The sequence below is a fragment of the Aliiroseovarius sp. B-4 genome (assembly GCF_056857795.1).
On the sequence record NZ_JBSXNV010000036.1, the window covers coordinates 1 to 24,729 of the forward strand.

Consider the following 24,729-nt stretch of genomic DNA (forward strand, 5'->3'; position numbering starts at 1 on the left):
AATCCGTCGCCCAGGCCGCAAAACACCTCGGCATAGGCAGATCAACAGCTTACAAGGTGATCAGAAACACCACGCCATAAGCCATGTTTATGCTTCGTTCTTCCTTAGCGTGGTTCTACGAAGAAACCTTCCGATGGGGCCATATGGATCAGCGGGTGACCCACGCGGCGATCACCGACAACAAACGCCTCGGTGCCGTGCTGGAGCAAATCAAAGAGATGCAGGACGCTGCGCCACCAAAGCCAAAGGTGCGGACCAACTCAGAGAAGATGGGCTACAAACCAAACGGACGGCGGCCGGGACGACCGCTTGGACCTCGGACCAAGAAGAAGATTGCGGACGCGGCACAGTAGGTCAAACTCAAGGGTATGACTGAAGACGAACCAGAGATCATCTTCTCCAAATACACTCGGACCGTCACCATCGACGGGCATCTTTTTGACGTCGAGATTTACAAGACCAGCATCAATCTCGGCTGGAATCCTGTCCGTAGAGAACCAGTTCGGCACCTTAACGATTTCAGACAACCCGCCCTTCTTTGGTGATGTTCTCGCCTAGCGTGCCTTTGAGGAGATCGTGCGCGAAGACGGCATCCGCGCATTCTACAACAAAAAAGAACAACGGAAGCTGGGTCTTTAAGCTGTCCCCGCAAAGCCAGCCAGGGCTGCGATATCTGAAGTCTTTGCCCTGTCAGGCTTTGCTCCGGTAAGCGCCTGCAGTGACATTCCTGATTTGCAGAACCGGTGACATTTCTGAATGGTGTTTACATGTCTACGCGCGCAGGCACATTCGAAAGTGGGTTGCTACAAATCCCCTATCTTGCTGGAAAGCAAGGAGAATGGACATGGCCCACACAGAGCTGGATTTGCGTGAACGACGCGCAATCGAAGAAATGCTGAACGCAAAAGTGCCTTGGATGGTGCACGCCAACTGAAGCCTTCAGGGAAGAGATCATGAAACTGAGTTAGCGGAAAACGTCGCAGCGACCCTTGAGCCAACACGTACGTCTGCCCCTGCCTCCTAGCGGAAAGGCTCTCCACCGCAATGCGCCGAGCCTCCGCCAGGCCTTTGTGCGGCTTTGCACTTGACGTGACGGCCTCAGGCGGAATATCACATGTGTGATCTTAAATCACTTATGTGATAAACCCACTCTGAGTTGTTCAGGAGGACACCATGCGCGCCATCGTGCTTCACGCACCGAAAGACATCCGCCTCGAAGAGGTTCCGGAACCCACCGCCGGACCAGGCGAAGTGGTCGTCCGTGTGGCTTCGGTCGGCGTCTGCGGCTCCGACCTGCCGCGGATGCTCATCAAAGGCGCACACAAGATGCCACTCATCACCGGACACGAGTTCTCGGGCCACATCACCGAGATCGGTGAAGGCGTCGAAGGCTGGGAAAAAGGCGAACTGGTCGCCGTCCCGCCGCTTCTGCCCTGCTACGACTGTCCCGAATGTGCGACCGGCAACTTCTCGCGTTGCCACGATTACGATTACTTCGGCAGCCGCCGCGACGGCGCATACGCCGAATACGTGGCCATTCCGGTCGAGAACCTTCTTAAAACTCCGGAAGGCGTCGATCCGCGCGCCATCGCCATGACCGATCCCGCCTCCATCGCGCTTCACGCGATCTGGAAAGCAGGCGGCATCACCGCTGGCCAGACCGGCGCCGTGGTCGGCTGTGGCCCCATCGGCCTTTTCGCGATCCAGTGGATGCGCATCATGGGGGCCTCCTCGGTCATCGCCGTGGACGTGTCGGAAGAGAAGCTGGACCTCGCGCGCCAAGCTGGTGCAGACGTTCTCGTGCTCTCCTCCGAGACAGACAAGAACAAGGCCCGCGCCAACGTGGTCGTGGAAGCCGTCGGCCTCGACGCCACCATCAACACCGCGATCAACATCGCAGCCCCTGGTGGCCACGTGTCCTTCATCGGTATTCCGGTGCCGGACGTGACCATGGACAACAAGACGTTCCAGACCTTCCTGCGTCAGGAAATCTCGCTGCACGGGTCGTGGAACAGCTTCGGCGCACCCTTCCCTGGGCCGCAGTGGACCACCACCATCGAGAAATTCGGCACCGGCGAGCTGAAATGGGAATTCATGATCTCCCATGATCTGGAACTCGAAGAGCTGCCCGAGATATTCCGCCGTTTCGACGCGCGTGATATTCACTTCTCGAAGGTCCTGTTTCACCCTTAAGGAACAGGTGACGGAACGGGAGGGCGCGTCGCAATGGCACATACTCTGAGCTTGGACTTCGGCACCAACGGTGTCCGCGCCGGGATTTTCGATCTCGACGCGGTCAAACTCGTGGCCGCGGCAGAGCGGGGCTATGTTACCCGTCACATCCCCCCGAACCGTGCCGAACAATCGCCTGACGACTGGTGGGCGGCGCTCTGCGATCTGATGCCCGAGGTTCTGGCCGAAGCCGGACACCCCGAGATCGACGCGATCTGCATCGCCACCTTCGCCTCGACCGTTGTGTTCAGCGACAAACACGGTCAGGCGCTCGCCCCCGCGATCCTCTGGATGGATGCCCGCGCCACGGAAGAAGCGGCCAAGACCGAAACCGTCTCGCACCCCGTGCTTGCCTACTCCGGCGGGTCCGACGCGGTCGAATGGCTGGTGCCCAAGGCCATGTGGATGGCCAAGAACGATCCCGACCTCTGGGCGCGCACCGACATCGTCTGCGAAGCCCTCGACTTCATCAATTTCCGCCTGTCCGGCGTCTGGGCAGGGTCGCTGATGAACGCGACTTGCAAATGGAACTACGACAGCCGCGCCCGCGCGTTCTGTGACGATCTCTACGCAGATCTCGGCGTCCCCGAGCTGACCGGCAAGCTGCCGCCCGACATTCTCGATATCGGCGCGGTCATCGGCACCCTGACCGACGAAGCGGCCACGGCGCTCGGCCTCACCTCCCGTCCGAAAATCGTTCAGGGCGGCATCGACGCCCACATGGGCACCTTCGGGGCCGGCACCGTCGAACCCGGATCGATGCTGATGATCGGGGGCACCTCGAACGTGCACCTGACCCAAGTGCCCGACGACGGGCGCGATATCACCGGCGTCTGGGGGCCCTATCCCCACGCGCTGACCCCCGACCTTCGGATGATCGAAGGCGGGCAGGTTTCGGCAGGATCGATCCTGAACTGGCTCGCCCGCGACATTTACCGCCTTGATGACGCGGGTTTCGTCGCGCTTTGCGAGGAAGCCGCCGAGGTCGATTTCCGCGACACCGGCCTCATGGCGCTCGATTTCTGGATGGGCAACCGCACGCCCTATCGCGATGCCTCGCTGCGCGGTGCGCTGATGGGCCTGTCGCTGTCCCATGACCGCGCCTCCATCTTCCGCGCCTGCGTGACCTCGGTCGCGCTCGGTTCGGCCAACGTGGTCTTCGACCTCGACCGCCAAGGGGTCCATATCGACCGCCTCGTGCTGGCGGGGGGCATCCTCAAGAACCGCATGTGGCTCGACGCGACCGTCGACGCCATCGGCAAACCCGTGAAGGTCGCGACCGGAGACAACCTCTCGCTCTATGGCGCCGCCGTGGCGGCCAAGGTGGGCCTCGGCCTGTCGCCCTCACTCGTCGACGCCGCAGGCTCCGTGGCCGCCCCGATGGTCGAACACGCCCCCGACATGGAGGCGCACGAAGACTACAAAACCATGCTCGCCGATTACCGCGAAGCGGTCGAGGTGCTACGCCCGATCCTGCACCGGCTGTCAGCAGGGCGCAAAGGCCGCGCCGCATGAGTGCCGAAGACAAGGATAAGGCCGCCAACCGGCTTCCGGTCGATGAAGCCCGCGAGCTTCTGATGGTCCGCATCGCGCGCATGGCCTATCTCGAAGATCGCAGCCAGACCGAGATCGCCGCCGAAACCGGCCTCAACCGCTGGCAGGTGAGCCGCCTTCTGACCGAAGCCCGCGATCTGGGCGTGGTGCGCATCGAAGTGGTGCCGCGCTCCTCCCGCCGCCCCGATCTGGAAAGCGCGCTGGCGCGGGCTTTCGGGCTTCGCGATGCCATCGTCGTCCCCGCCTCGGGGGCCGAGGCCGGTGCCGATCCGCTCGACGGTGTGGCGCAGGCGGCGGGGCAGTATCTGGCCGCCATAAAGCCGCGCCCCGAAATGGTCGGCGTGTCGTGGGGTCGCACCATGGCCCGCGTAGCGCATTGGTTGCCGCCGAAATGGGCCGACGGGGTCGAAGTGGTGCAGATCAACGGCACCGTCGCGCCGGTCCCGCAGGTGGCCCATCATAACGACGTGGCCGAGACGTTCGCCCGCAAGGGCAACGGAAGCTTCATTCCGCTGCCGGTGCCCGCCATCGTCGGCGAACGCGCCACCCGCGAGGTGCTCGAACGCGACCGTATCGTGGCCAACGTGCTCGACAAGGCGCGCACCGCAAAGGTGCTCTGCTTCTCGCTCGGCGCGCTTGGCGAAGCCTCGGCGCTGCTTCTGTCGGGGAACATCCTCGACGGCGAGAAAGACGCCCTGTTGCAGGCGGGCGCCGTGGGCGACATTCTGGGACGGTTCATCGACGTGCGTGGCAACATCGTCGACACGAGCCTGAACGAACGGACCATCGGGCTCGACCTGTCCGACCTCAAGACCCGCGAGCGCGCCATCGGCGTCGCTGCAGGGCAAGACAAGAACGACGTCGTGCTGGGCGCGCTTCACGCGGGCCTTATCAATGTCCTCGTCACCGACGAGGCGACCGCAAACTATGCATTGGAGCATGTCCATGACCGCTGAGTTGAAGGAAACCCCCGTGATGGCACAGAACCAGCTTGTGCCCACCTCCGAGACCGGAGGCCATGCGCGCAACCCCGGTATGCCGCTTGCCGTCGAGATGTTCGAAGGCCACGCCGTGAACCGTTCGGCTGCCGAACGCCGCGCCGCATCGCTCGGCGGTCGCCGCTCGGTCAAGAAACAGTGGCAGGCCGCCTGGCTCGTCAACGCCGTGCGCCTGATCGACCTGACCACGCTTGCCGGTGACGACACCGCTGCCCGTGTGCGCCGCCTCTGTGCCAAAGCCCGCAACCCGATTGCGCCGCACATCATGGAAGGCCTCGGTATGGGCGATATGAAGCTCACCACAGGCGCCGTCTGTGTCTATCCGACGATGGTGGAACACGCCGTGCGCGCGCTCGAAGGTTCGGGCGTTCCGGTCGCCTCCGTCGCCACCGGCTTTCCGGCGGGCCTTACGCCCCTAAACCTGCGTCTCGAAGAGATCAAATACGCGGTCGACAACGGCGCGCATGAGATCGACATCGTCATCAACCGCGAACAGGCCCTGCGCGGCGAATGGTCGGCGCTTTATGACGAGATCGCCCAGATGCGCGAAGCCTGCGGCGAAGCCCACCTGAAAGCCATCCTCGCCACCGGCGAGCTTGAAACCCTGCGCAACGTCTATTCGGCTTCGATGGTCGCGATGCAGGCGGGTGCGGACTTCATCAAGACCTCGACCGGCAAGGAAGGCGTCAACGCCACCCTGCCCGTCAGCCTGACCATGATCCGCGCCCTGCGCGATTACGGCACGGCCACCGGCCATATGATCGGCTTCAAACCCGCAGGCGGGATCAAGGCCGCGAAAGAGGCCCTCACCTGGCAGATCCTGATGAAAGAGGAACTCGGCCGCCCGTGGCTCGAACCCGATCTCTTCCGCTTCGGCGCCTCGTCCATGTTGGGCGATATCGAACGCCAGCTCGAACACAATGTCACCGGACGCTACGCCGCGTCCTCGCGCCACGCGATCGCTTGAGGGAGCACGACGAACAATGACTGAAATCACGGATATTCTCGCCACCATGGAATACGGACCCGCCCCCGAAGATCGCAGCATCGTGGACGCTTGGCTCGCCAAGCACGAAGCGGGCTTTGGCCACTTCATCGACGGCGCTTTCACCAAACCCGGCAAGCTTTTCGACGTGTCGAACCCCGCGACCGGCAAACGCATCGCGGGCGTGACCCAAGGCACCAAGGCCGATGTGGACGCCGCCGTCGCCGCCGCCCGCAAGGCACAGCCGAAATGGGCCGCACTGTCGGGTCATGAGCGCGCCAAGTACATCTATGCGCTGGCCCGCCACGTGCAGCAACACGCCCGTTTCCTCGCGGTGCTGGAAACCATCGACAACGGTAAGCCGATCCGCGAAAGCCGCGACATCGACGTGCCGCTCGTCGCCCGCCATCTCTATCATCACGCCGGTTGGGCCGAGATCCTCGAAGACGAATTCCCCGGCTCCGAAGCCGTGGGCGTCTGCGGTCAGGTAATCCCGTGGAACTTCCCGCTCCTGATGCTGGCATGGAAAATCTCGCCAGCGCTCGCAGCCGGTAACACTGTGGTCCTGAAGCCTGCGGAATACACGCCGCTCACCGCGCTGGCCTTTGCCGAGATCGCAGCCGAGATCGGCCTGCCCAAAGGTGTCTTGAACATCGTCACGGGTGACGGTGACACCGGCGGTGCCATCGTCAGCCATGACGACATCGACAAGGTGGCCTTCACCGGCTCCACCGATGTGGGCCGCATCATCCGCCGCCAGACCGCAGGGTCGGGCAAACAACTGACCCTCGAACTTGGTGGCAAATCGCCCTTCGTGGTCTTTGCCGACGCCGATCTCGACGCCGCCGTCGAAGGCGTGGTGGACGCGATCTGGTTCAACCAGGGTCAGGTCTGCTGTGCCGGTGCCCGTATCCTCGTGGCTGAACAGGTTCACGACCGGTTCGAAGCGCTGCTGCGTGCCCGTATGGACAAACTGCGCGTCGGCGATCCGCTCGACAAATGTACCGACGTGGGCGCTATCGTGGACCCGATCCAGCTCGACAGCATCACCTCGCTCGTCGACGAGGGCGTCGAACAGGGTGCCAAGCTCTACCAGACCGAAGCGCCCAAAGGCTGTTTCTACCCGCCCACTCTGGCGACCGAAGTGGAACCGGCCTCCGTGCTCTCGACCGAAGAAATCTTCGGCCCCGTGGTCACGCTGACCTCGTTCCGCACCCCTGCCGACGCTCTGGCGCTCGCGAACAACACGCGTTACGGCCTCGCCGCGTCCGTGTGGTCCGAGAACATCAACCTTGCGCTCGACATCGCGGCCAAGATCAAAGCGGGTATCCTCTGGATCAACTGCACCAACGTCATGGACGCGGGCGCAGGCTTCGGCGGCTACCGTGAAAGCGGCTTCGGTCGCGAAGGCGGACGCGAAGGCATGGGCGCATATGTCTCCAACGCGCTTCCGGCACCGAAGAAACCGGAAACCGCACCAGAAGCCCCCAACGCCATGCCGCAGGCCACCGGCCCCGACGCGGGCAAGGACGTGGACCGCACCGCCAAGCTTTACTACGGCGGCAAACAGGCACGCCCCGATGGCGGCTATTCCTATGGCGTCGAAGGTCCGAAAGGCACCGTCGGCCTCGCCGGTCTCGGTAACCGCAAGGACATCCGGAACGCTGTCGAAGCCGCAACGAAAGCCTCCGGCTGGGGCAAGGCCACGGGTCACAACCGTGCGCAGGTGCTCTATTACCTCGGTGAGAACCTTGCGGCCCGTTCGGGCGAGTTCGAGGAACGTCTCGTCTCCTTCGGTGCATCCGGCAAAGCCGCGGCCGCAGAAGTCGAAACGGCCGTGCGCCGCTGCTTCTGGTATGCCGCCCAAGCCGACAAGTTCGACGGCGCGGTGCACCAGACCAAAAGCGCCTTCGTCACGCTTGCGATGAACGAGCCGCTCGGCATCATGGGCATCGCCTGCCCGACCGCGCATCCGCTTCTGGGCTTCGTCTCGACCGTTCTGCCTGCCATCGCGATGGGCAACTCGGCCGTCGCCCTTCCGAGCCAGACGCACCCGCTTGCGGCGACCGACCTTTATCAGGTTCTCGAAACCTCGGACGTGCCCGCAGGCGTGGTGAACATCGTCACCGGTGTGCGCGACGAATTGTCCAAGACCCTCGCCCAACACGACGAAGTCGCGGGCATGTGGTATTTCGGGACCAAAGAGGGCGGCAAGATGGTCGAAGCCGAAAGCGCCGGCAACCTCAAACAGACGTGGACCGAAGATGCGGCCGCCCGCGACTGGACAGGAAAACAGGGCTACGGCCAGGACTTCCTGACCCGTGCGACGCAGGTGAAAAACATCTGGGTTCCCTACGGCGAATGATTATCTTCGACTGCGACGGCGTTCTCGTCGACAGCGAAATCCTGTCCTGTGAAACGGATGCCCGGCTTATGACTGAAGCCGGGTATCCGATCACGACGGAAGAGCTGATCCACGAATTCATCGGACGTCCGAAACCCGCGATCTGGGCCGAAGTCGAGAAACGGCGCGGCACGCCGTGGCCCGATGGGCTTCTGGACCGCGCCAATGGCATGCTCCAAGAGCGGCTCAAGACCGAGCTTCTGCCGGTCGACGGGATTGCAGAGGCGCTTGGCCGTCTCAACGGCCCCCGTGCCGTGGCGTCCTCGTCGGGCGTGAAGAAACTGGCCCTATCGCTCGACGTATGCGGGCTGTCGGGGTTCTTCGGCGATCACGTCTATTCCGCCGAACTGGTGGCGCGGGGCAAACCCGCTCCGGACGTGTTCCTGCTCGCGGCCTGCAAGGTCGGGGCCGATCCCGCCGATTGCCTCGTGATCGAGGACAGCGCGGCTGGCATCACCGCCGCCCGCCGCGCAGGCATGCGCGCCATCGGGTTCACCGGTGGCCGCCATAGCTGGCCCGTCCATCGTTCGGTTCTGGAAGAGGCCGGTGCCATCGACATCGTCACGGATATGCGCGACCTGCCGGAGACCATCGAAAAACACGCGCGCGCTGCCTAGAGGCGCGCGCGGATTTTCAGAACATCTCGTTGCGCCGCATCTGCCGCAGGTAACGCTTCATCCGCGTCAGCCGCTCGTTGTGCGCCTTGCCCAACCGCCGCGCGACCAGCGTGGACAGAACGTCCGCGATCACCAGCGCCGCAATGCGCGATGTGGTCGGCGTGAACAGATCGGTGTTGTCGAGCGTCTCCGCCGTAATCACCACGTCCGAATAATGAACCAAGGGCGAATCCGTCTCGCCGGTGATGGCGATGACCTTCGCCCCCTGCTCCCGCGCCAGACGCGCAAGCTCGGTAATCGAACGGGTGACGCCGGTGTTGGAAATCGCCACAGCCACCGATCCCGGTTTCATCATCGACGCCGCCATAAGCTGCTGATGGCTGTCGGTCGTCGCGTTGCACGGAATACCGAACAGCGGAAACTTCTGCTCCAGATCCTGCGCCACGATCGCCGACGCCCCGAACCCGAAAATCTCCAGATGATCCGCCTTCAGGATCAGATCGACCGCCGCGTTCATCTGTTCGATGTCGAGCGCATGACGCGCCCAGTCGAGCGAGGTGATCGTGTAATCGAAAATCTTCTGCGCCACTTCGGTCGGCGTGTCGTCATCCGAGATCGCCGAATGGGTCGCGGGCGTGCCAAGCGCGAGGCTCTGCGCCAGCCGGATTTTCAGGTCCTGAAACCCGTCGCAGCCGATTGCGGTGCAGAACCGGATCACGGTTGGCTGGCTCACTTCGGCAAGCAGCGCGGTCTCTGCAACCGTCGCGTTCAAAATCCGGTGCGGCGCTTCCAGCAGCACATCCGCCACCTTGCGGTCGGACTTCCGCAGCGTCGGCTGCATCGTGCGAACGACTTCAAGGATATTTCGGTTTCCTGCTGTCTCCATGTCTCTCATAATTCTCAAATAGCCTAGAGCGCAGCGCGCGATAACTCAAAAAATGAACCGATTTCGGCGGGACGGAGGTATACCGCCGTCTGGGCGCCTGCAATCTCGCGGATTTTCGCGGGGTCTTCGGTGTTGAAATCGAACAACCCGAAATGATGCGCAATCACCGACGGAATGCCCGCAGACCGTGCAAGATCAAGCGCTTCTGCCGTATCCATATTCCCCGGAACACCGTTTTCCCGCCGCCGCGCATCGCGCCCATTGACCGGAAACAGCCCCAGATCGGCGCCCAGTGCGGCTACTTCCGCAACCTGACCCTCGAAGGGAATGGTATCGCCGGAGTGAAAAATCGTTGCGTCACCCAAGCGGACGGCCATCCCGAGAAACACGTGGTTCCCCGCCTCGTCCCGCTGCAACGCCTCATGCGCCGCCCGGGTCGCGGTCACTTCGATGCCTGCCAAAGGTGCGATCACCTCGCCCGCCTCGATGTCGATGACCCGCTCGGGCCGGACGGCTGCCCGTTCCACCGCCACATCGCGCACCGCCCTCGCGGCGATGAGCGGCGCATCGGGATTGGCGGCCATCAGATCGGGCAAAGTGCCGAGGTCCAGATGGTCGGTATGCGCATGGGTCGCGATCACCAGATCGACATGCGCGATCTCATGCGGCGCGACCGGCGCGGGCATCATCCGGATATGCGGAAATTTGGTGCCCGCATATTTCTCGGCCAGACTGTCGGACAGGTAGGGGTCGATGACCACACGCCGTCCGCCCCCGTCGATCACAAAGCCCGCCTGCCCCAGCCACCACAGCCGCACGGCGTCACTTGGCGGGGCCGCCAGAACGTCGGCCAGCCCGCGCGCCTCGGCGTGAACCGTCAGCCGCGCCTCAGGCCGGGACATCCTGCGCCTCCAGCGCGTTCAACAGGTTCGTCACCGCATCGCGGGTCGCCCGCATCACGCTTCCGTCCGTCAGACCGCCGACATGGCTGGTCGCGATAACCTTGGGATGCGACGCGATGCGCCGGTCCTCGGGCGGTTCCTGATCGAAGACATCGGTCGCATAGCTCGCGACCTTCCCCCGATCCAGCGCCGCAATCATCGCATCGTCATCGACCAGACCGGCTCGCGCGGTGTTCACCACGATCGCACCCTCCGGCATCGACCCTATCCGCTCGGCGGTCAAAATCGGTGTGCCATCTTCCGTCATCGGACAATGGAACGTCACCATCGCGGTCTGCGCGAACAGATCATCGAGCGACACGTAGCGCACCGCACCCTCCAGCGCCCCGAGCGCAGGCTCGAAAGGATCAAAGGCCACCACATCGGCCCCAAGAGCGACCAGCGTGGTCGCGACCTTACGCCCGATTGCACCCATGCCGACGACGCCGACCGTGGTGCCCTCGATCTCGCGCCCCTTGAGACGCGGCCAGCCACCCTCGCGCACACCAGCACTTTCCGCCGGAATGTGACGACAGGCCGACAGCATCAGCCCGATGGCAAGCTCGGCCACACCGGTGGCATTCGCACCAGCGGCACGCTCCAGCCGGATGCCCTCGGCCTCGACGACTTCGACCGGCAGGCTATCGACACCGGTGCCGTTGCGCGAAATGACCCGCAACTTGTCCGCCGACCGGATCACCGCCTCGCTCACAGGCTCGACGCCCGCAAGCCAGCCAACGCACTCCGGCAACAGCTTCATCAGTTCCGCCTCATCCGGCGTCTTGCCAGGTGTGCAGAACACAACGTCATAGCCTGCCATCGCCAGACGGCTTAGCTCATCGGGCGGGTTCGACGTCAGCGAACGGGGGGTGACGAGAATCTTTCCCATGCTCACCCCTTCGCTGCCTTGACCGCGATCTCGGTCAGCTTGTCGATGTTCTCCTTGCCGGTGTCGATGGTGATGTCGAACACCTCCGCGATCACCTGCGTCCAACCGTGGATAAAATATGTCCAGCCATCGTTAATGGTCAGGCCACGCTCTGCTTCCTGTGCCCGCGCCTGATCCAGAAAGACCAGCTCGCCGCGATAGTTCAGTTCCCAGACAGTGACCTTCTCGGGGAACACCGCCGCGTCTGTCAGCGGCGAACCGGGTCGGTCCTTGCCCAGTCCCGTCGCGTTGATGACCAGCGACCCCGGCGCCATTGAGGCCAGCACCTTGTCGTTGGTGTCGGGCGCATCGACCAGCACGTAGTCGACCGGCACATCGCTGTCGATCTGCTCGTGGACATGCCGAATTTCGTCCAGCCGTTCCTGCGTGGTGTCCGAGACGACAATCCGCGCGGGCACATCCTGCCCCCGCTCGCGGCGCATCAAGTGCCATGTCAGCGCGATGGTCGAGCCACCGACACCCATGGAAAACACCTCGGCCCCGTTGCCGCTCCAATACCCGTCCCCCAGAAACCCGTCGATGGCGAGACCCGAGGACACCGGGTCTTTCGCGTGACACACAAGCAGGTTGTCGCGCTTCGAAATACAACTCGTCTCGCGCATCAGGCGGGCAAAAACGTCGATCTTGTCGAACAACTCTTCCGCCGCATCGAACAGGTCGATCTTGTGGGTCGTCACAAGCGCCCCCCGCGACATCGGATCGTCCCGGATGAACTTCACAGCTTCGACGTAGGCCTCCGGCGCGGAATGGGGTTTAAAGTCGATCCCGCGGATCGCGACGTCACCCAAACCGAGGTATTCGGCCCACGCCGGAAACACCTTCATGATCGAGCTTTGGCCGGTGGTCACACCGATGAAGTGAAGCGTCGGCTTCTCGCAAGGCGCATAGGTCATCCGCGCACCTCTATCGCCTTCGCCACCGCAGCGCGGGCTTTCTCGGTGATGCCGGACCAATCGCCAGCCGCGATATCTTCGGGCTTTGCAATCCACGTTCCGCCGACAGCGGCGATCTGCGACATCGACAGCCAGTCGGACATATTGTCGAGCGTTACGCCACCCGTCGGAATGAATGTCAGCCCCAGATGCGCGAAGGGGGCCGAGATGTTTTTCAACATCGACGGACCGCCCGCAGGCATGGCGGGAAAGAACTTCATCAGGCGATAACCCCGCGCCGTCGCGCGCGAAATATCCGAGGGCGTCATGATCCCCGGAGCAAAGGCAAGCCCCGCTTCGTCCGCGGCACTGGCCACGTCAGGGTCGTATCCCGGAGCCAGCCCGAACTTTGCGCCGGCCTCCATGGCCTGCGTCACCGCGTCAGGCGAGAGGATTGTGCCCGCGCCCACGTTCAATTCGGGGCGGCTGTCACGCAGCTTCGCCATCACCTCGGCAGCAGCATCCGTACGGAAGGTGATCTCGGCCACGCCGAGCCCGCCCTCCAGCAGAGCATCCGCCAGAGGTTCAGCATGATCGGGATTTTCGATGGCGATAACCGGCACGACGCCGATTTCGGCCACCGCGTCGAAAGCGCTGGTGGTCATCAGGCCACCTCTTCGCCGTAGATCTTGGCAAGGTCCTCGGCGCTTCGCGGGGTCCAATCGGGGTTGTCCACGGCTTTCCAGCCGCCGTTCCCGTCATCGACGATCCGCACTTTCATACCGCCCGAGCGCTCGATGATGCCGTAGTCCTGACCGGAATCGGAGGGATAGGCGAACATCATGACAAGATCTTCGGTGCCGGTGTTGACCGAACGGTGGATCCAGTAAGGCGGCACGTAACAGATGCCCTGCGGCTTCACTTCCACAAGCCGCACTTCCCCCTCGGGGCTTTCCAGCTGCATAAGACCGGTGCCCGACTGGCCGTAGTAAATCTCCGGACGGTCGCCGTTGGCGTGAATGTGGCCACGGGTCAGAAAGAACTCGTCCCCAACCTTGCCCGGCTCCATACGGGTCACACCCATAATAAGGTCGCTGACCTTATCGCCCGGAGTGTAGGACGTCACTTCATAAGCGACCTGCCCCTTACGTTCCGCGAGAATAGCCTCGAACGCCGATTCGTCCGCATAAAGACCGACAAGGTCGTCATAGGTCTTTTTGTAGTGACCATTGGCCCCTTTCAGCAGCCCTTCGGCCACAGCAACGTCGCAATATTGGGGTTCGGCGATTGTGGGCATGTCTTCCTCCATCCATGTGTCCGGCGCAGACCGAGCCAATTTGGCCTCCGCACCAAGGCAATCCGTAGCTTTACTACCAAATCAATTACCTAGTAGCCGAGAAATCGGGCATATTGCAACCTTAAACGGGAATCTCAGGCGCTAACACGGGCAGTTTCTGTATTGACGTGTAACAGCTTGGTAGCTACGCTCCGTTTTGTTCAGAGAGGACTGACAGGCGACGGACGTGAAAAACGACGCGCCAATTCCTAAAGGAGGAGACACATGAAGATTAAATCCATCAGTGCAATTGCCGTCGCAGCAACCATGGCCGCAGCGGGTTCCGCTCAAGCTCAGGACTGTAACCTGGGCATTTCCATGTACACGCTCGGCGCGCCCTACTTCGCCGCTCAGGAAGACGCAGCGCGCAAAGCCGCCGAAGAAGCAGGCTGCACCGTGCGTTCGGCTGACGGCCAGAACGACATGGTCAAGCAGATCGGCGACATCGAAGACATGGTCGCCGCCGGCATCAACATCCTGATCATCAACCCGCGTGACGCGCAGGGCCTCGTCCCCGCCGTGAACGCCGCGTCCGCTCAGGGCGTGCACGTGGTTGCGATCGACTCGACCCTCGACCCGTCCGCCGACTTCATCACTCAGATCCAGTCGTCGAACGAAGCCAACGGCGAACTCGTCGGTGACTGGCTCGCTCGCGAGCTCGACGGCGAACCGGCCCGCATCGCGCTTCTCTCCGGCAGCCAAGGTAACCTCGTCGGCCGTGAGCGCCGTCTCGGCGTCCTGCGCGGCCTGATGGACTCGATGCTGACCAACTACGGTTCCGCCGAAGTTGAAGTCGTCGGCCAGGGCTGGGGCAACTGGGCAACCGAAGGCGGTCTGACCGCGATGGAAGACCTGCTGACCGCACACTCCGACATCAACGTCGTGCTCGGCGAGAACGACTCCATGGTGCTCGGCGCCCGTGCCGCTCTTCAGGCTGCTGGCCGCCTCGACGAAGTGATCCTCGTCGCCGCTGCTGACGGTCAGAAAGAAGCCTACGAGCTGATCCGCGAAGGCGAATACGGCGTGACCGGCCTCAACAACCCGAATGAAATCGCCCGCATGGCGGTTGAAGTCGGCCTCCAGGCGCTCAACGACGAGCTGCCGGAAGACATGGGCAAACTCACCTTCACGCAGCCTGCCGCTATCACGCAGGAAAACGTGGACGAGTACTACGACGAAGAGTCGCTCTTCTGATCTTGCAAGAGTAACGTGAAGACGGCACGGTCCGGCTCCTTCGGGGGTCGGGCCGTTCCGACCCAGACGCGCAGGGGGAGAGGCGCTGTGACCAAGCCACTCATCGAACTCGACAACATCACGAAAACCTTCGCGGGCATCCACGCGCTGACCGAGGTGGATTTCACGCTGATGCCCGGCGAAGTGCATTCGCTCGTGGGCGAGAACGGCGCAGGGAAATCGACCCTGATGCGCGTGCTCGGCGGCGAGATGCGCCCCAACGCGGGCACCGTGTCGATCATGGGCGAAGAAGTGAAGATGCATGGACCGGTCGACGCGATCGAACGCGGCGTCTCCATCATCCACCAGGAAATGGCCCTCGCGCCCGACCTCTCCGTCGCTGAAAACATCTTTCTGGGCGAACTGCCCGCCCGCATCGGTTGGGCCACGCTGCGCCGCAGGGCGCGCGAGCTGATCAACCGCCTCGGCTTCGACATTTCTCCCGCCGCGCTGGTTGGTGACCTCTCGGTCGCTCACCAGCAGGTGGTCGAGATTGCGAAAGCCCTGTCCCGCAACGCCAAGGTCATCGTCTTCGACGAACCCACCGCCGTGCTGTCGATGGGCGACGCCCAGCGTCTACTCGACATCATCCGCAGTCTGCGCGACGACGGCGTGGGCGTGGTCTATATCTCGCACCGACTGGACGAGATTTTCGCGATCTCCGACCGGATTTCCGTGCTGAAAGACGGCCAGAACGTCGAAACCGTGACGCCTGACAGCCTCACCGTGGACGACCTGATCCGCAAAATGGTCGGCCGCCCCCTGAGCCAACTTTTTGGCGACAAGCCCGAAACCGAAATCGGCGAAGAGGTGCTGCGCGTCGAAAACCTGACCCTGCCCAACGGCGTCGAGGACGTAAGCTTCTCGCTCCGCCGTGGCGAAGTCGTGGGCTTGGGCGGTCTTGTCGGCTCCGGCCGCACCGAAGTCGTGCGCGCCATTTTCGGCGCCGACCCGATCACCTCGGGCACGATCCAGCTGCACGGCGAAGCCTTCCGTCCACGCGGCCCGAAACAGGCCGTGAAACGCGGCGTGGCGCTGGTGCCCGAAGACCGCAAAGGTCAGGGCGTCGTTCTGGAAATGTCCATCGGCCGCAACGCGACCATGGCCAAGACCTCGGACGTCACCCGCTTCGGGTTCTTCTCGGCCCGCAAGGAACGCAATGTCATCGAAGGGCTGATCAAGTCGCTTCGCATCAAGCTGGGCCACCACTCCGACCCCGTGTCGAGCCTGTCGGGCGGCAACCAGCAGAAAGTCGTCCTCGCCAAGTGGTTCAACACCGGCAACGACGTCTTCATTCTCGACGAACCGACCCGCGGCGTGGACGTGGGTGCGAAAACCGAGATCTATTCGCTCATTCACCGCATGGCCGCCGAAGGCAAGGCCGTGCTCGTCATCTCGTCCGAACATGCGGAGCTTTTCGGTCTGTGCGACCGCGTGCTCGTCATGGGCGAAGGTCGCCTGCATGGCGAGCTTCTGCCGCCGGACTATACGGAAGAAAAGCTTTTGACCCTGTCCATGTCCAGCCAGCGGTCATCTGAAGGGGAGAAATCGGCATGACTGGTCAAGGCGTAGGCGTTGGTGAACCCGGCGCGACCGAAAACGAAAAAACCAAAGGCCCCACGACGTCTTTCACCAAGCTGTTCCGCCAGTTCGGCACCTTCGCGATCTTCGTGATCCTTGTGCTTCTGGCCTCGACGCAATCCGACGCGTTCCTCTCCGAACGCAACATCATGAACGTGCTGCGGCAGATGTCCGGCGTGGGCGTGATGGCCATCGGGATGCTCTTCGTCATTCTGACACGCGGGATCGACCTTTCGGTCGGCTCCATCGCCGCGCTTGGGGCCGTTTCCTCGGCGCTCCTGATTCAGGAGTTCCCCCTGCCCCTCGCGCTGGCGATGTCTGTGGGCATCGGCGCGGCCTGTGGCGCCATCTCCGGTGTGCTCATCGCTTTCTTTCGCCTGCCCGCCTTCGTCATCACGCTCGCCATGATGACAGCCGCACGCGGCTTCGCGCTAATCCTGTCCAACGGTCAGCCAATCATGCCCGGTGACTCCGGTCGCCCCCTGCAGGAATTCGGCACCTCCTTCACCTTCGGCTTCCCGAACCCCGCGATGCTGATGTTCGGCCTGTTCCTTCTGGCCTTCCTCATCCTCAACTACTCGCGCTTCGGGCGTCTGGTGAAAGCCATCGGTTCGAACGAAGAATCCGTGCGTCTCTCCGGTATCTCGGTGCCGTGGTATGTGCTCGCCGTCTACATCATGTCCGGCGCACTCGCTGCTGTCGCAGGTATCCTCGTGACCTCCCGCTCCGGCGTAGGTTCGGCCAGCGTCGGTTCCGGCGCGGAACTTGACGTGATCGCAGCCGTGGTCATCGGCGGCGCAAGCCTCATGGGCGGTCGCGGTGGCGTCATCAACACCTTCATCGGCGTGATGATCCTCGGCGTGATCGGCAACATCATGAACCTTGCCGGCGTTCCCGGGTATCACCAGCAGGTCTACCTCGGCATCATCATCGTGGCGGCTGTCGTCATCCAGCACGGCACCCAACTGTTCCGCCGCTGAGGTCGATCGTGACCGATTGCACCATTGCACTCGACATCGGCACCGGCTCCACCCGCGCAGCGGTGATGGGGCCGGACGGCCAGGTTCTCAGGATCGCGGCCCGCGAATACCAACAGATCGTCCCGGCCTACGGCTGGTCCGAACAACGCCCCGCCGACTGGTGGGCCGCCTCCTGCGACGCACTGAGCGAAGTGACCGCATGGGCCAAGAACGAGGGCCATACCCTCACCGCCTTGGCAGGCTGCGGGCAGATGCACGGCACGGTTCTGGTGGACGCCGACGGTGAACCCACCCGCGATGCGGTGCCGCTCTGGAACGACAAGCGCACGCTCGATCACGTCCGCGCCTTCGAGGCCCGTGAGAAGGTCGAAGACTGGCTCGCCCGCACCGGCAACCCGCCGACACCGGCATGGCCCGCGTTCAAGCTTCAATGGCTGCGCGATGAAGAGCCCGAGGCCTATGCCCGTGCCACCCATGTGCTCATGCCCAAGGACTTCGTGAACCTGAAGCTGACCGGCGAGCGGGCGATGGACTGGACCGATGCGGCCTGTTCCTTCCTGATGGACCCCGAAACGGGGCGCTGGAACGATAGCGTTCTCTCCGACCTTGGGCTGGATGCGTCGAAAATGCCTGCGGTCAAACTGCCGACCGAAATTCTGGGCCATGTCACCGCCGAGGCCGCCAAGGCCACCGGCCTGCCCCAAGGGCTTCCGGTCCTCGCAGGGGGCGCGGATTACCCGATTGCGCTTCTGGGCTCCGGCGTCTGCCGCCCCGGATTGGCCTCCGAAGTCGCGGGCACCTCGTCCATCGTGACACTGGTGGCCGAAAAGCCGGTGCTCGATCCCGAGATTTCCAACGTCGGCACACCGGAAGGCAACTGGGGCGCCTTCGTCCTGCTCGAAGCGGGGGGCGATGCGGCCCGCTGGGCGCGCCGTGCCTTCCATGACAACGATCTAAGCTACGGCGACATCCTCGCGATGGCCGAAACCGCCGCTCCCGGATCGGATGCGCTGTTCTTCCTGCCCTATCTCGTGGGCGAACGGCTGGGCGCGCACCGCAACTCGCGGGCGCAGTTCTTCGGCCTCGCTGCCGGTCACGGCCTGCCCCAGATGCACCGCGCGGTGCTCGAAGGCGTGGGCTTTGCCGTAAACCGCCACCTTCAGGTGATGGAACGCGCCACCGGCACCCGCCCCGAGGTGCTCATCGCGTCGGGCGGCGGTGCGAAAGCCGACTTCTGGCTGAAGATCAAAGCCTCGATCTACAACCGTCCGATCCTGATCCCCGAAGAAGCCGAATGCGGTCTCGTCGGCTGCGCGGCGCTCTGTGCCGTAGCCTTGGGTCACGAACCCGATCTGGAAAGCGCCGCAGCCAAACTCGTGCGCCACACCCGCGAAGTGCAGCCCGACCCCGCTTGGGCCGAGCATTACGCGCGGATGCAGCCGCTCTTCGACACGCTCTACACCCAGAGCCAAGCACACTACGACACGCTCGATGCGCTCACGGCATCGCAACCGGAGGCCTGAATGTCCGACACCACTCAAGACGCGGCAAATGTGCCCTACCTCGACCGCTTCCGGCTGACCGACCGTCACGTGCTCGTCACCGGCGGCGCGCGCGGTATCGGGCTTGCGACCTGTGAAGCGCTGGCACAGGCAGGGGCGCATGTGGTCCTCACCGACCGCGACGCGGACGCCGCCGAAGCGGCTGCCAAGGGACTGGCCGATAAGGGTCTCTCCGTGACCTCCGATGTGCTCGAAGTCACCGATCCGGCGGCGGTTCAGGCGCTGGCCGACCGCCACCCCGAAGTCGATACGCTGGTGAACAACGCAGGCATCGCCCGGTCGAACATCCCCGCCGAACGCATGAGCGACGACGAATGGTCCTCGGTGATCGACATCAACCTGAACGGCCTGTTCTGGTGCTGCCGTGCCTTCGGCGCGAAAATGCTGGAACGTGGAACGGGCAGCATCGTCAATGTCGGCTCCATGTCGGGCTACATCGTGAACCGACCGCAGGAACAGGCGCAATACAACGCCTCCAAGGCCGCCGTTCACCAGTTAACCAAAAGCCTCGCCGCCGAATGGGCGCCGCGCGGTGTCCGCGTGAACGCGGTTGCCCCGACCTACATCGAAACCGAGATGAACTCTTACGTCTACGAGGACGAAAACCTCATGCGCCACTGGATCGGCGGCACGCCGCAGGGCCGCATGGGTCGCACGGACGAAGTCGCCTCGGTGATCCTGTTCCTCGCCTCCGACGCGGCGAGCCTTATGACCGGCTCCATCGTGCTCGCAGACGGGGGTTACACCTGCTGGTAAGGCCAGCCGCACGTTTTCTGGGAGGAATAACATGCCCGACACCGCACAGACCATGAAAGTCACCGGCGCCCGCTTTCCGGGACGTTACATCCAGGCCCCCGGCCTGATCGCGCGCCTCGGCGTCGAGACGAAAAGCTTGGGCACCAAGGGTTTCGCGATCCTCGACCGCGCTCTGGCTGACATGCTCGAAGCCGAAATGACCGCAGGCGCAGGCGACGACATTGCGCTCAGCTTCCACGCCCACGGCGGCGAATGCTCCGAGGAAGAGGTCGAAAAGCTGACCGCGCTCGCCAAAGACGGCGGAATCGACGTGGTGATCGGCGCGGGCGGCGGCAAGGCGCTCGATACCGCCAAGGTCGTGGCCCACAACATGGGCGTTCCCATCGTCATCATCCCGACCATCGCGGCCTCGGACGCGCCCTGTTCGGCGCTCGCCGTGGTCTATCGCACCGATGGCACCGTGGCTTATGACCTGTTCCTGCCGCGCAATCCCGATCTGGTGCTGGTCGATACCGCCATCGTCGCCAAAGCCCCCGCGCGCTTTCTGGCCGCTGGCATCGGTGACGCGCTCGCCACGTTTTACGAAGCCGAAAGCAGCCGCATCGCGGATGCGCCCAACTGCTGGGGCACCTTCGGGTCGCCGCTTGCCTTTGAAATTGCGCGCTACTGCCGCGACGTGATCTTCGCGGACGGCGTTCAAGCCCTCGAAGATTGCGACATGGACGACGCCTCTCCCGCCCTTGAACGGGTGGTGGAAGCCAACATCCTGCTCTCCGGCGCGGGCTTTGAAAGCGGCGGCGTCGCAGGCGCGCATGCAATCCACCACGGGCTGTGCGAACTGGATGACGTGCACCACCACCTGCATGGCGAAAAAGTCGCCATCGGTGTGCTCGCCATGCTTCTGATCCACGGACAACTGGACGAATTCGAGCGCGTGCGCGCCTTCTGCGCCTCGGTTCGCCTGCCCACCGATCTCAAAGGCGTCGGCATCACCGATCTGACCGAAGAGAAAGTCGCCCGTGTGGCGGAACGCGCCTGCAAACCGGGCGACATCATGCACAACGAACCGATCAAGGTCACACCCGACATGGTGGCCGAGGCGTTGCGCAAACTGGCCTGAGCGCACGCCGCTCGCCAATCACATCGAGGGAGGAGATACCATGACCGAGTTTTCGGAAATCATAGACACGTTCAAACCGGACCTGCTGGCGGGAAAATCTGCCATCGTCGTCGGCGCCACCAGCGGCATCGGGCTCGACATCGCCCGTGGCCTCGCGGCCCTCGGCGCGACCGTCATCGGCTCCGGCAGCTCCGCCGAAAAAATCGCGAAGCTGGATGAAAAGGGGATCACCTTCCAACGTCTCGACGTGCGCGACGCCGATGCGATCCGCAGCTTCTGCGCGGCGCAGGAACGGGTCGATATCCTCGTGAACGGCGCCGGCATCGCGCGCGGTGGCGAGGAATGGGACGAAGAGATTTTTCTCGACACCATGGATGTTAACCTGAACGCGCAGATGCGCTTTTCCTTCGCGCTCCACGACAAGCTGGCCGAGACCAAGGGCGCGGTGGTCAACATCGCCTCCATGCTCAGCTTCATGGCCGACCCCGAAGTGCCCGCCTACTGCGCGTCGAAAACCGGCGTGTTGGGGCTGACCCGCGCCTGTGCTCACAAATGGGGCCGCGAAGGCATCCGCGTGAACGCCATCGCACCCGGATATCACCAGACCGACATGACCAAACCGATCTGGTCGCGCCCCGAAGGCGAACAGGCAATCTCGAAACGCACCGCGATGGGCCGTTGGGGCACGACACAGGATCTCGTCGGCGCGACGATCTTTCTGGTCTCGCCCGCAGCCGCCTACATCACCGGCATCTGCCTTGAGGTAGACGGCGGTTTCGCAACGGGCAATCCGCTGGATTGATCCCACCGCAATCCGTCCCTGCAAAACACCCCCCGCTCCCTCCCGCGGGGGGTGTTTTTACATGTCGGATCATGAGAAGCGATTGATTGATAACCACGCAGGATCCCCTTCACCCTGCCACATCCAGCCGTAAAGCTTCGATATCGCGCTTCGGCGGATTGCCGAAGAGCCGCGCGTATTCGCGACTGAACTGTGACGGGCTTTCATAGCCGACACGGAACGACGCACTCGCCGCGGCCAGATCCTCAACCCGAAGCGTGTCCGCGAAAGGCACCTTCATACAGTTCACAAGCGACAGGATACGATGGTTCGGTCCGCCCGAGGCGACAAACGACCACAGCCGCGCGCGCTGATCGGACCGCAACCGCTTTCACCCGCTTGTCGGCAGCAGCAGCATTCAAGCCCATGCCACCAAAGCCGCAGATCCCCAGAATACCGATCCGGTCACGGCGCACACTGTCCAGCAGGCCGAGATCATCGACCGCCGCCATGAAGTTTTCGGTTGATGTCGGGCGAGGCCCGATCACGGGGGCTACCGCCGCTTTCACCAGTGAACGACGGATCGAACGCCAGCGAGGCGAAGCCACGCTCGGCCAGCATCTGCGCGTGCAGGCCCGAGGATTGCTCTTTGACCGCGCCGAACGGTCCGCTGACCTCAATCGCAGCGAAGGGGCCTGCCCTCAGGGGTGTACAGATCACCAGCCAACGTGATGCCGAAACCGACCTTCCGTCGGCGTTACATGTGGATTTGTGCGTTAATTCCGCGAACCGATAGATCATGACCGCGCATTCCATGCCTATTCCGCCGGAACGCGCGGGATTTCGCACTTTCGCCTTCGCGCGCCCCTACCCCACGCGCCGCAGTGACGGCAGGCCAAGGATATCGCGCCACGGCCGCCCGCTCTTGCGCAGCACCATGATCCCGTCGATGGACACCACGAGCACCAGCACCGCGCCGATCACGACCGATTGCCACTCGGACGGGACGGACAGAAGGTTGAAGGCGTTGTTCATGAACGAGATGAAAACCACCCCGAGAAACGCGCCCAGGTAAGATCCCTTACCCCCCGCAATCGAACCGCCGCCGATCAGGCAGGCGATGAAAATCTGCATCTCCAGCCCTTCGCCCATATACCGGTTCGCCATACCGACCCGCGCAGTCATCAGGATGCCGGCAAGCGCTGCAAGGAACCCCGACAACACGAAGCACCAGAACTCGACCTTCCGCTTGTCGATCCCGATGGACGAGGCCGCCTGCGGATTTCCCCCGAGAAAGACCAGACGCCGGCCACCTGCGCTCAGGCGGAAGAAAGCCTCCATCCCGATCACCAGCAGAACGGCAAAGGCGAAGAGCCCGTAAAAGCCGCCCATCTCAAAGCGCCCCAGCGCGCCGAAGCCTTCGGGAAAGCCGGTAAAACCAGCCAGCTTCTGACCCGACATCACAACCTCGATCACGCCCCGCGTCATGTAAAGCACGCCAAGCGTGACGATCAGGTGGTTGATCCCCAGCACCGCGACAAAGGCACCGTTAAAGGCCCCGATCCCGACGCCGACGGCCAGCCCCGCAGCCATGGCAAGCCACACCGGCGCACCGGCGGAAAACGCCATCGCCGTGGCGATCCCCGCCAAGCCCATGACCGCGCCGACCGACAGATCGAAGCGCCCGATCATAAATAGCGTCATCATCCCCGTCGCGACGATCAGGTTCGGCGCAATGGCGGTCTGAAGCGAGGCAAGGTTGTTGCCGTTCAGGAACGAGGCGCTGACGATGGACAGGACCAGCGCCAGAAGCACCACCGCCCCGAATGTCACCGTCTCCTGCTCCAGCCGCGCGGCTCTCAGAAAGCCTGTCTTGCGTGTGCTCATGGGTTCTATCCTCCCTCAGTCACTCGGCCCGCGTCAGCTGGCGCGGCGGTTCAAAAGCGTGTCGAAGGTCACGGTCGCGATCAGAAGCGCACCGATGACGAATTGCTGGAACACGGGTTCGATGTCGAACATGATCATTCCGTTCAGAACGACGGCGAGCAGCAGAAGACCAAGCGCGGAGCCGCGCAGATCACCGCGCCCGCCATAAAGACTGGCCCCCCCGATGATCGCCGCCGTCACCATGACGAATTCAAGCCCAAGGCCCATCCGCACGTCGGCATGCGTGATCCGGCTGGCGGTAAAGATGCCGCCCAAGCCCGCCGTCATCGCACTTGCGACGAAAGCCAGCACCTTGATCCGGCCCACATGGATGCCGTGAACGGCAGCCGATTTCATGTTCTCCCCGATGAAACACATCTTGCGATAAAGCCCGAAGCGGCGCTGGAATACCCACGCCAGCAGAACCATCACGACCATGATCACGATGGTGATCCGGATATCGAAAAGATCGGTGCGCGCCAGCGACCGGAACTCCCGCGGATAGGTGCGCCCGCCCAGATCGTTGGCCAGCACATTGGACAGGCCGCGCACCAGAAGCATGGTGCCGATGGTCAGCATCAGCGAATTGATCCCGAACCGCACGACCAGCAGACCGTTGAGTAGCCCGACCAGTCCGGCCGCGCCAAGCGCCACGAGAGCGGCGGGGAAAAGACCCCAGTCATTGATAAGCAAAGCGCCCGTCAAAGTGCCGGTCAGCGCGAACACCGAGCCGACCGAGAGGTCGATCTCCCGCATAACCATCACGTAAGTGAACCCGATGATGGCCAGAAACTCGATCGAGACCCCGAAGAGGATCGAATTGATGTTTTGATAGGTCGCGAAATTCGGCTGCGTCAGCGCCAGCAAGGCGATGATCGTGAACGTCACCATCGCAAGGGGGAGCGCATTGCCCCCGAACTTCCCCGCGCCCGATCCCTTGCCGCGCGCGGTGCCTTTGCCGGCGTCGCGCGTCAGACCCTGATCCACGTTTTCGGATGCACTCATGGTTTCCTCAC

23 protein-coding genes and 1 pseudogene are annotated in these 24,729 nt (G+C 63.3%); 14 read left to right on the forward strand and 10 right to left on the reverse strand.

Translation table 11 applies throughout. From position 1 onward, the window contains the following. Positions 1 to 146 precede the first annotated feature (146 nt). The 7 genes and pseudogenes from AC13C8_RS09590 to AC13C8_RS09620 form a co-directional block, all read left to right on the forward strand. Positions 147 to 353, forward strand: a pseudogene (locus AC13C8_RS09590) (ISNCY family transposase); the annotation flags it as partial. An 820-nt stretch (positions 354 to 1,173) separates the two neighbouring features. Continuing rightward, positions 1,174 to 2,193, forward strand: coding sequence for a galactitol-1-phosphate 5-dehydrogenase (locus AC13C8_RS09595; protein ID WP_482847150.1), 1,020 nt, complete (start codon positions 1,174 to 1,176; stop codon positions 2,191 to 2,193). Between the two features lie 33 nt (positions 2,194 to 2,226). After that, the gene (locus AC13C8_RS09600; RefSeq protein WP_482847151.1) at positions 2,227 to 3,747 is read left to right on the forward strand and encodes an FGGY-family carbohydrate kinase; all 1,521 of its coding nucleotides are present in this window, start codon (positions 2,227 to 2,229) and stop codon (positions 3,745 to 3,747) included. After that, positions 3,744 to 4,742: a sugar-binding transcriptional regulator gene (locus AC13C8_RS09605; RefSeq protein WP_482847152.1), complete on the forward strand. Its 999-nt coding sequence runs from the start codon at positions 3,744 to 3,746 to the stop codon at positions 4,740 to 4,742. Before AC13C8_RS09600 ends, AC13C8_RS09605 begins: the two co-directional genes overlap by 4 nt. A gap of 19 nt (positions 4,743 to 4,761) precedes the next feature. Further along, positions 4,762 to 5,751, forward strand: coding sequence for a deoxyribose-phosphate aldolase (gene deoC, locus AC13C8_RS09610; protein WP_482847200.1), 990 nt, complete (start codon positions 4,762 to 4,764; stop codon positions 5,749 to 5,751). Between the two features lie 16 nt (positions 5,752 to 5,767). Then, positions 5,768 to 8,134 carry an aldehyde dehydrogenase family protein gene (locus AC13C8_RS09615; RefSeq protein WP_482847153.1) on the forward strand — a complete coding sequence of 789 codons (2,367 nt, stop codon included), beginning with the start codon at positions 5,768 to 5,770 and terminating at the stop codon, positions 8,132 to 8,134. After that, a complete protein-coding gene (locus AC13C8_RS09620) occupies positions 8,131 to 8,790 on the forward strand; it encodes an HAD family hydrolase (protein WP_482847154.1) in 660 nt (219 codons plus the stop codon). The genes AC13C8_RS09615 and AC13C8_RS09620 overlap by 4 nt, the downstream gene beginning before the upstream one ends. A gap of 16 nt (positions 8,791 to 8,806) precedes the next feature. Here the strand turns inward: AC13C8_RS09620 and AC13C8_RS09625 are convergent, their stop codons facing one another. The 6 genes from AC13C8_RS09625 to AC13C8_RS09650 are packed head-to-tail and all read right to left on the reverse strand — an operon-like array spanning position 8,807 to position 13,735. After that, positions 8,807 to 9,676 (reverse strand): MurR/RpiR family transcriptional regulator, encoded by an 870-nt coding sequence (locus AC13C8_RS09625; RefSeq protein WP_482847155.1) that lies wholly within the window; start codon positions 9,674 to 9,676, stop codon positions 8,807 to 8,809. A gap of 23 nt (positions 9,677 to 9,699) precedes the next feature. Beyond that, entirely contained in the window at positions 9,700 to 10,578 is an 879-nt protein-coding gene (locus tag AC13C8_RS09630) for an MBL fold metallo-hydrolase (RefSeq protein ID WP_482847156.1), read from the reverse strand. After that, on the reverse strand, positions 10,565 to 11,506 hold the full coding sequence (locus AC13C8_RS09635) for a phosphoglycerate dehydrogenase (RefSeq protein WP_482847157.1): 942 nt from the start codon (positions 11,504 to 11,506) through the stop codon (positions 10,565 to 10,567). Before AC13C8_RS09635 ends, AC13C8_RS09630 begins: the two co-directional genes overlap by 14 nt. A gap of 2 nt (positions 11,507 to 11,508) precedes the next feature. Continuing rightward, a complete protein-coding gene (locus AC13C8_RS09640) occupies positions 11,509 to 12,459 on the reverse strand; it encodes a shikimate dehydrogenase family protein (protein ID WP_482847158.1) in 951 nt (316 codons plus the stop codon). Continuing rightward, entirely contained in the window at positions 12,456 to 13,103 is a 648-nt protein-coding gene (locus tag AC13C8_RS09645; protein WP_482847159.1) for a bifunctional 4-hydroxy-2-oxoglutarate aldolase/2-dehydro-3-deoxy-phosphogluconate aldolase, read from the reverse strand. The genes AC13C8_RS09640 and AC13C8_RS09645 overlap by 4 nt, the downstream gene beginning before the upstream one ends. Further along, on the reverse strand, positions 13,103 to 13,735 hold the full coding sequence (locus AC13C8_RS09650) for a glucose-6-phosphate isomerase (RefSeq protein WP_482847160.1): 633 nt from the start codon (positions 13,733 to 13,735) through the stop codon (positions 13,103 to 13,105). Before AC13C8_RS09650 ends, AC13C8_RS09645 begins: the two co-directional genes overlap by 1 nt. A 264-nt stretch (positions 13,736 to 13,999) precedes the next feature. Here AC13C8_RS09650 and AC13C8_RS09655 point away from each other — a divergent pair, with 264 nt between their 5' ends. The 7 genes from AC13C8_RS09655 (at position 14,000) to AC13C8_RS09685 (ending at position 21,808) form a co-directional block, all read left to right on the forward strand. Next, a complete protein-coding gene (locus AC13C8_RS09655) occupies positions 14,000 to 14,968 on the forward strand; it encodes a substrate-binding domain-containing protein (protein WP_482847161.1) in 969 nt (322 codons plus the stop codon). An 87-nt stretch (positions 14,969 to 15,055) separates the two neighbouring features. Further along, entirely contained in the window at positions 15,056 to 16,564 is a 1,509-nt protein-coding gene (locus AC13C8_RS09660; RefSeq protein WP_482847162.1) for a sugar ABC transporter ATP-binding protein, read from the forward strand. Continuing rightward, the gene (locus tag AC13C8_RS09665; RefSeq protein WP_482847163.1) at positions 16,561 to 17,568 is read left to right on the forward strand and encodes an ABC transporter permease; all 1,008 of its coding nucleotides are present in this window, start codon (positions 16,561 to 16,563) and stop codon (positions 17,566 to 17,568) included. Before AC13C8_RS09660 ends, AC13C8_RS09665 begins: the two co-directional genes overlap by 4 nt. Before the next feature lie 8 nt (positions 17,569 to 17,576). Further along, positions 17,577 to 19,091, forward strand: coding sequence for a xylulokinase (locus AC13C8_RS09670; RefSeq protein ID WP_482847164.1), 1,515 nt, complete (start codon positions 17,577 to 17,579; stop codon positions 19,089 to 19,091). Then, positions 19,092 to 19,886 (forward strand): SDR family NAD(P)-dependent oxidoreductase, encoded by a 795-nt coding sequence (locus AC13C8_RS09675; protein WP_482847165.1) that lies wholly within the window; start codon positions 19,092 to 19,094, stop codon positions 19,884 to 19,886. A gap of 31 nt (positions 19,887 to 19,917) precedes the next feature. Beyond that, complete coding sequence (locus AC13C8_RS09680; protein ID WP_482847166.1) at positions 19,918 to 21,006, forward strand: glycerol dehydrogenase; 1,089 nt, start codon at positions 19,918 to 19,920, stop codon at positions 21,004 to 21,006. 40 nt (positions 21,007 to 21,046) lie between these two features. Next, the gene (locus AC13C8_RS09685; RefSeq protein WP_482847167.1) at positions 21,047 to 21,808 is read left to right on the forward strand and encodes an SDR family NAD(P)-dependent oxidoreductase; all 762 of its coding nucleotides are present in this window, start codon (positions 21,047 to 21,049) and stop codon (positions 21,806 to 21,808) included. A 109-nt stretch (positions 21,809 to 21,917) separates the two neighbouring features. On the opposite strand, the gene AC13C8_RS09690 is transcribed toward AC13C8_RS09685, so the two are convergent. The 4 genes from AC13C8_RS09690 to AC13C8_RS09705 all read right to left on the reverse strand — a co-directional run bounded on the left by AC13C8_RS09690 (position 21,918) and on the right by AC13C8_RS09705 (position 24,718). Then, positions 21,918 to 22,172 (reverse strand): hypothetical protein, encoded by a 255-nt coding sequence (locus tag AC13C8_RS09690; RefSeq protein WP_482847168.1) that lies wholly within the window; start codon positions 22,170 to 22,172, stop codon positions 21,918 to 21,920. A gap of 110 nt (positions 22,173 to 22,282) precedes the next feature. Continuing rightward, positions 22,283 to 22,507 (reverse strand): alpha/beta hydrolase, encoded by a 225-nt coding sequence (locus tag AC13C8_RS09695; RefSeq protein ID WP_482847169.1) that lies wholly within the window; start codon positions 22,505 to 22,507, stop codon positions 22,283 to 22,285. A 147-nt stretch (positions 22,508 to 22,654) separates the two neighbouring features. Next, positions 22,655 to 23,674 (reverse strand): ABC transporter permease, encoded by a 1,020-nt coding sequence (locus AC13C8_RS09700; protein ID WP_482847170.1) that lies wholly within the window; start codon positions 23,672 to 23,674, stop codon positions 22,655 to 22,657. A gap of 33 nt (positions 23,675 to 23,707) precedes the next feature. Continuing rightward, a complete protein-coding gene (locus AC13C8_RS09705; RefSeq protein WP_482847171.1) occupies positions 23,708 to 24,718 on the reverse strand; it encodes an ABC transporter permease in 1,011 nt (336 codons plus the stop codon). Between the last annotated feature and the right edge of the window lie 11 nt (positions 24,719 to 24,729).

Bases quoted from the DNA above. Each gene is read 5' to 3' on its own strand.
- AC13C8_RS09595 (WP_482847150.1), top strand. From the start codon at position 1,174: ATGCGCGCCATCGTGCTTCACGCACCGAAAGACATCCGCCTCGAAGAG.
- AC13C8_RS09600 (WP_482847151.1), top strand. From the start codon at position 2,227: ATGGCACATACTCTGAGCTTGGACTTCGGCACCAACGGTGTCCGCGCC.
- AC13C8_RS09605 (WP_482847152.1), top strand. From the start codon at position 3,744: ATGAGTGCCGAAGACAAGGATAAGGCCGCCAACCGGCTTCCGGTCGAT.
- deoC (WP_482847200.1), top strand. From the start codon at position 4,762: ATGGCACAGAACCAGCTTGTGCCCACCTCCGAGACCGGAGGCCATGCG.
- AC13C8_RS09615 (WP_482847153.1), top strand. From the start codon at position 5,768: ATGACTGAAATCACGGATATTCTCGCCACCATGGAATACGGACCCGCC.
- AC13C8_RS09620 (WP_482847154.1), top strand. From the start codon at position 8,131: ATGATTATCTTCGACTGCGACGGCGTTCTCGTCGACAGCGAAATCCTG.
- AC13C8_RS09625 (WP_482847155.1), bottom strand. From the start codon at position 9,676: ATGGAGACAGCAGGAAACCGAAATATCCTTGAAGTCGTTCGCACGATG.
- AC13C8_RS09630 (WP_482847156.1), bottom strand. From the start codon at position 10,578: ATGTCCCGGCCTGAGGCGCGGCTGACGGTTCACGCCGAGGCGCGCGGG.
- AC13C8_RS09635 (WP_482847157.1), bottom strand. From the start codon at position 11,506: ATGGGAAAGATTCTCGTCACCCCCCGTTCGCTGACGTCGAACCCGCCC.
- AC13C8_RS09640 (WP_482847158.1), bottom strand. From the start codon at position 12,459: ATGACCTATGCGCCTTGCGAGAAGCCGACGCTTCACTTCATCGGTGTG.
- AC13C8_RS09645 (WP_482847159.1), bottom strand. From the start codon at position 13,103: ATGACCACCAGCGCTTTCGACGCGGTGGCCGAAATCGGCGTCGTGCCG.
- AC13C8_RS09650 (WP_482847160.1), bottom strand. From the start codon at position 13,735: ATGCCCACAATCGCCGAACCCCAATATTGCGACGTTGCTGTGGCCGAA.
- AC13C8_RS09655 (WP_482847161.1), top strand. From the start codon at position 14,000: ATGAAGATTAAATCCATCAGTGCAATTGCCGTCGCAGCAACCATGGCC.
- AC13C8_RS09665 (WP_482847163.1), top strand. From the start codon at position 16,561: ATGACTGGTCAAGGCGTAGGCGTTGGTGAACCCGGCGCGACCGAAAAC.
- AC13C8_RS09675 (WP_482847165.1), top strand. From the start codon at position 19,092: ATGTCCGACACCACTCAAGACGCGGCAAATGTGCCCTACCTCGACCGC.
- AC13C8_RS09680 (WP_482847166.1), top strand. From the start codon at position 19,918: ATGCCCGACACCGCACAGACCATGAAAGTCACCGGCGCCCGCTTTCCG.
- AC13C8_RS09685 (WP_482847167.1), top strand. From the start codon at position 21,047: ATGACCGAGTTTTCGGAAATCATAGACACGTTCAAACCGGACCTGCTG.
- AC13C8_RS09700 (WP_482847170.1), bottom strand. From the start codon at position 23,674: ATGAGCACACGCAAGACAGGCTTTCTGAGAGCCGCGCGGCTGGAGCAG.
- AC13C8_RS09705 (WP_482847171.1), bottom strand. From the start codon at position 24,718: ATGAGTGCATCCGAAAACGTGGATCAGGGTCTGACGCGCGACGCCGGC.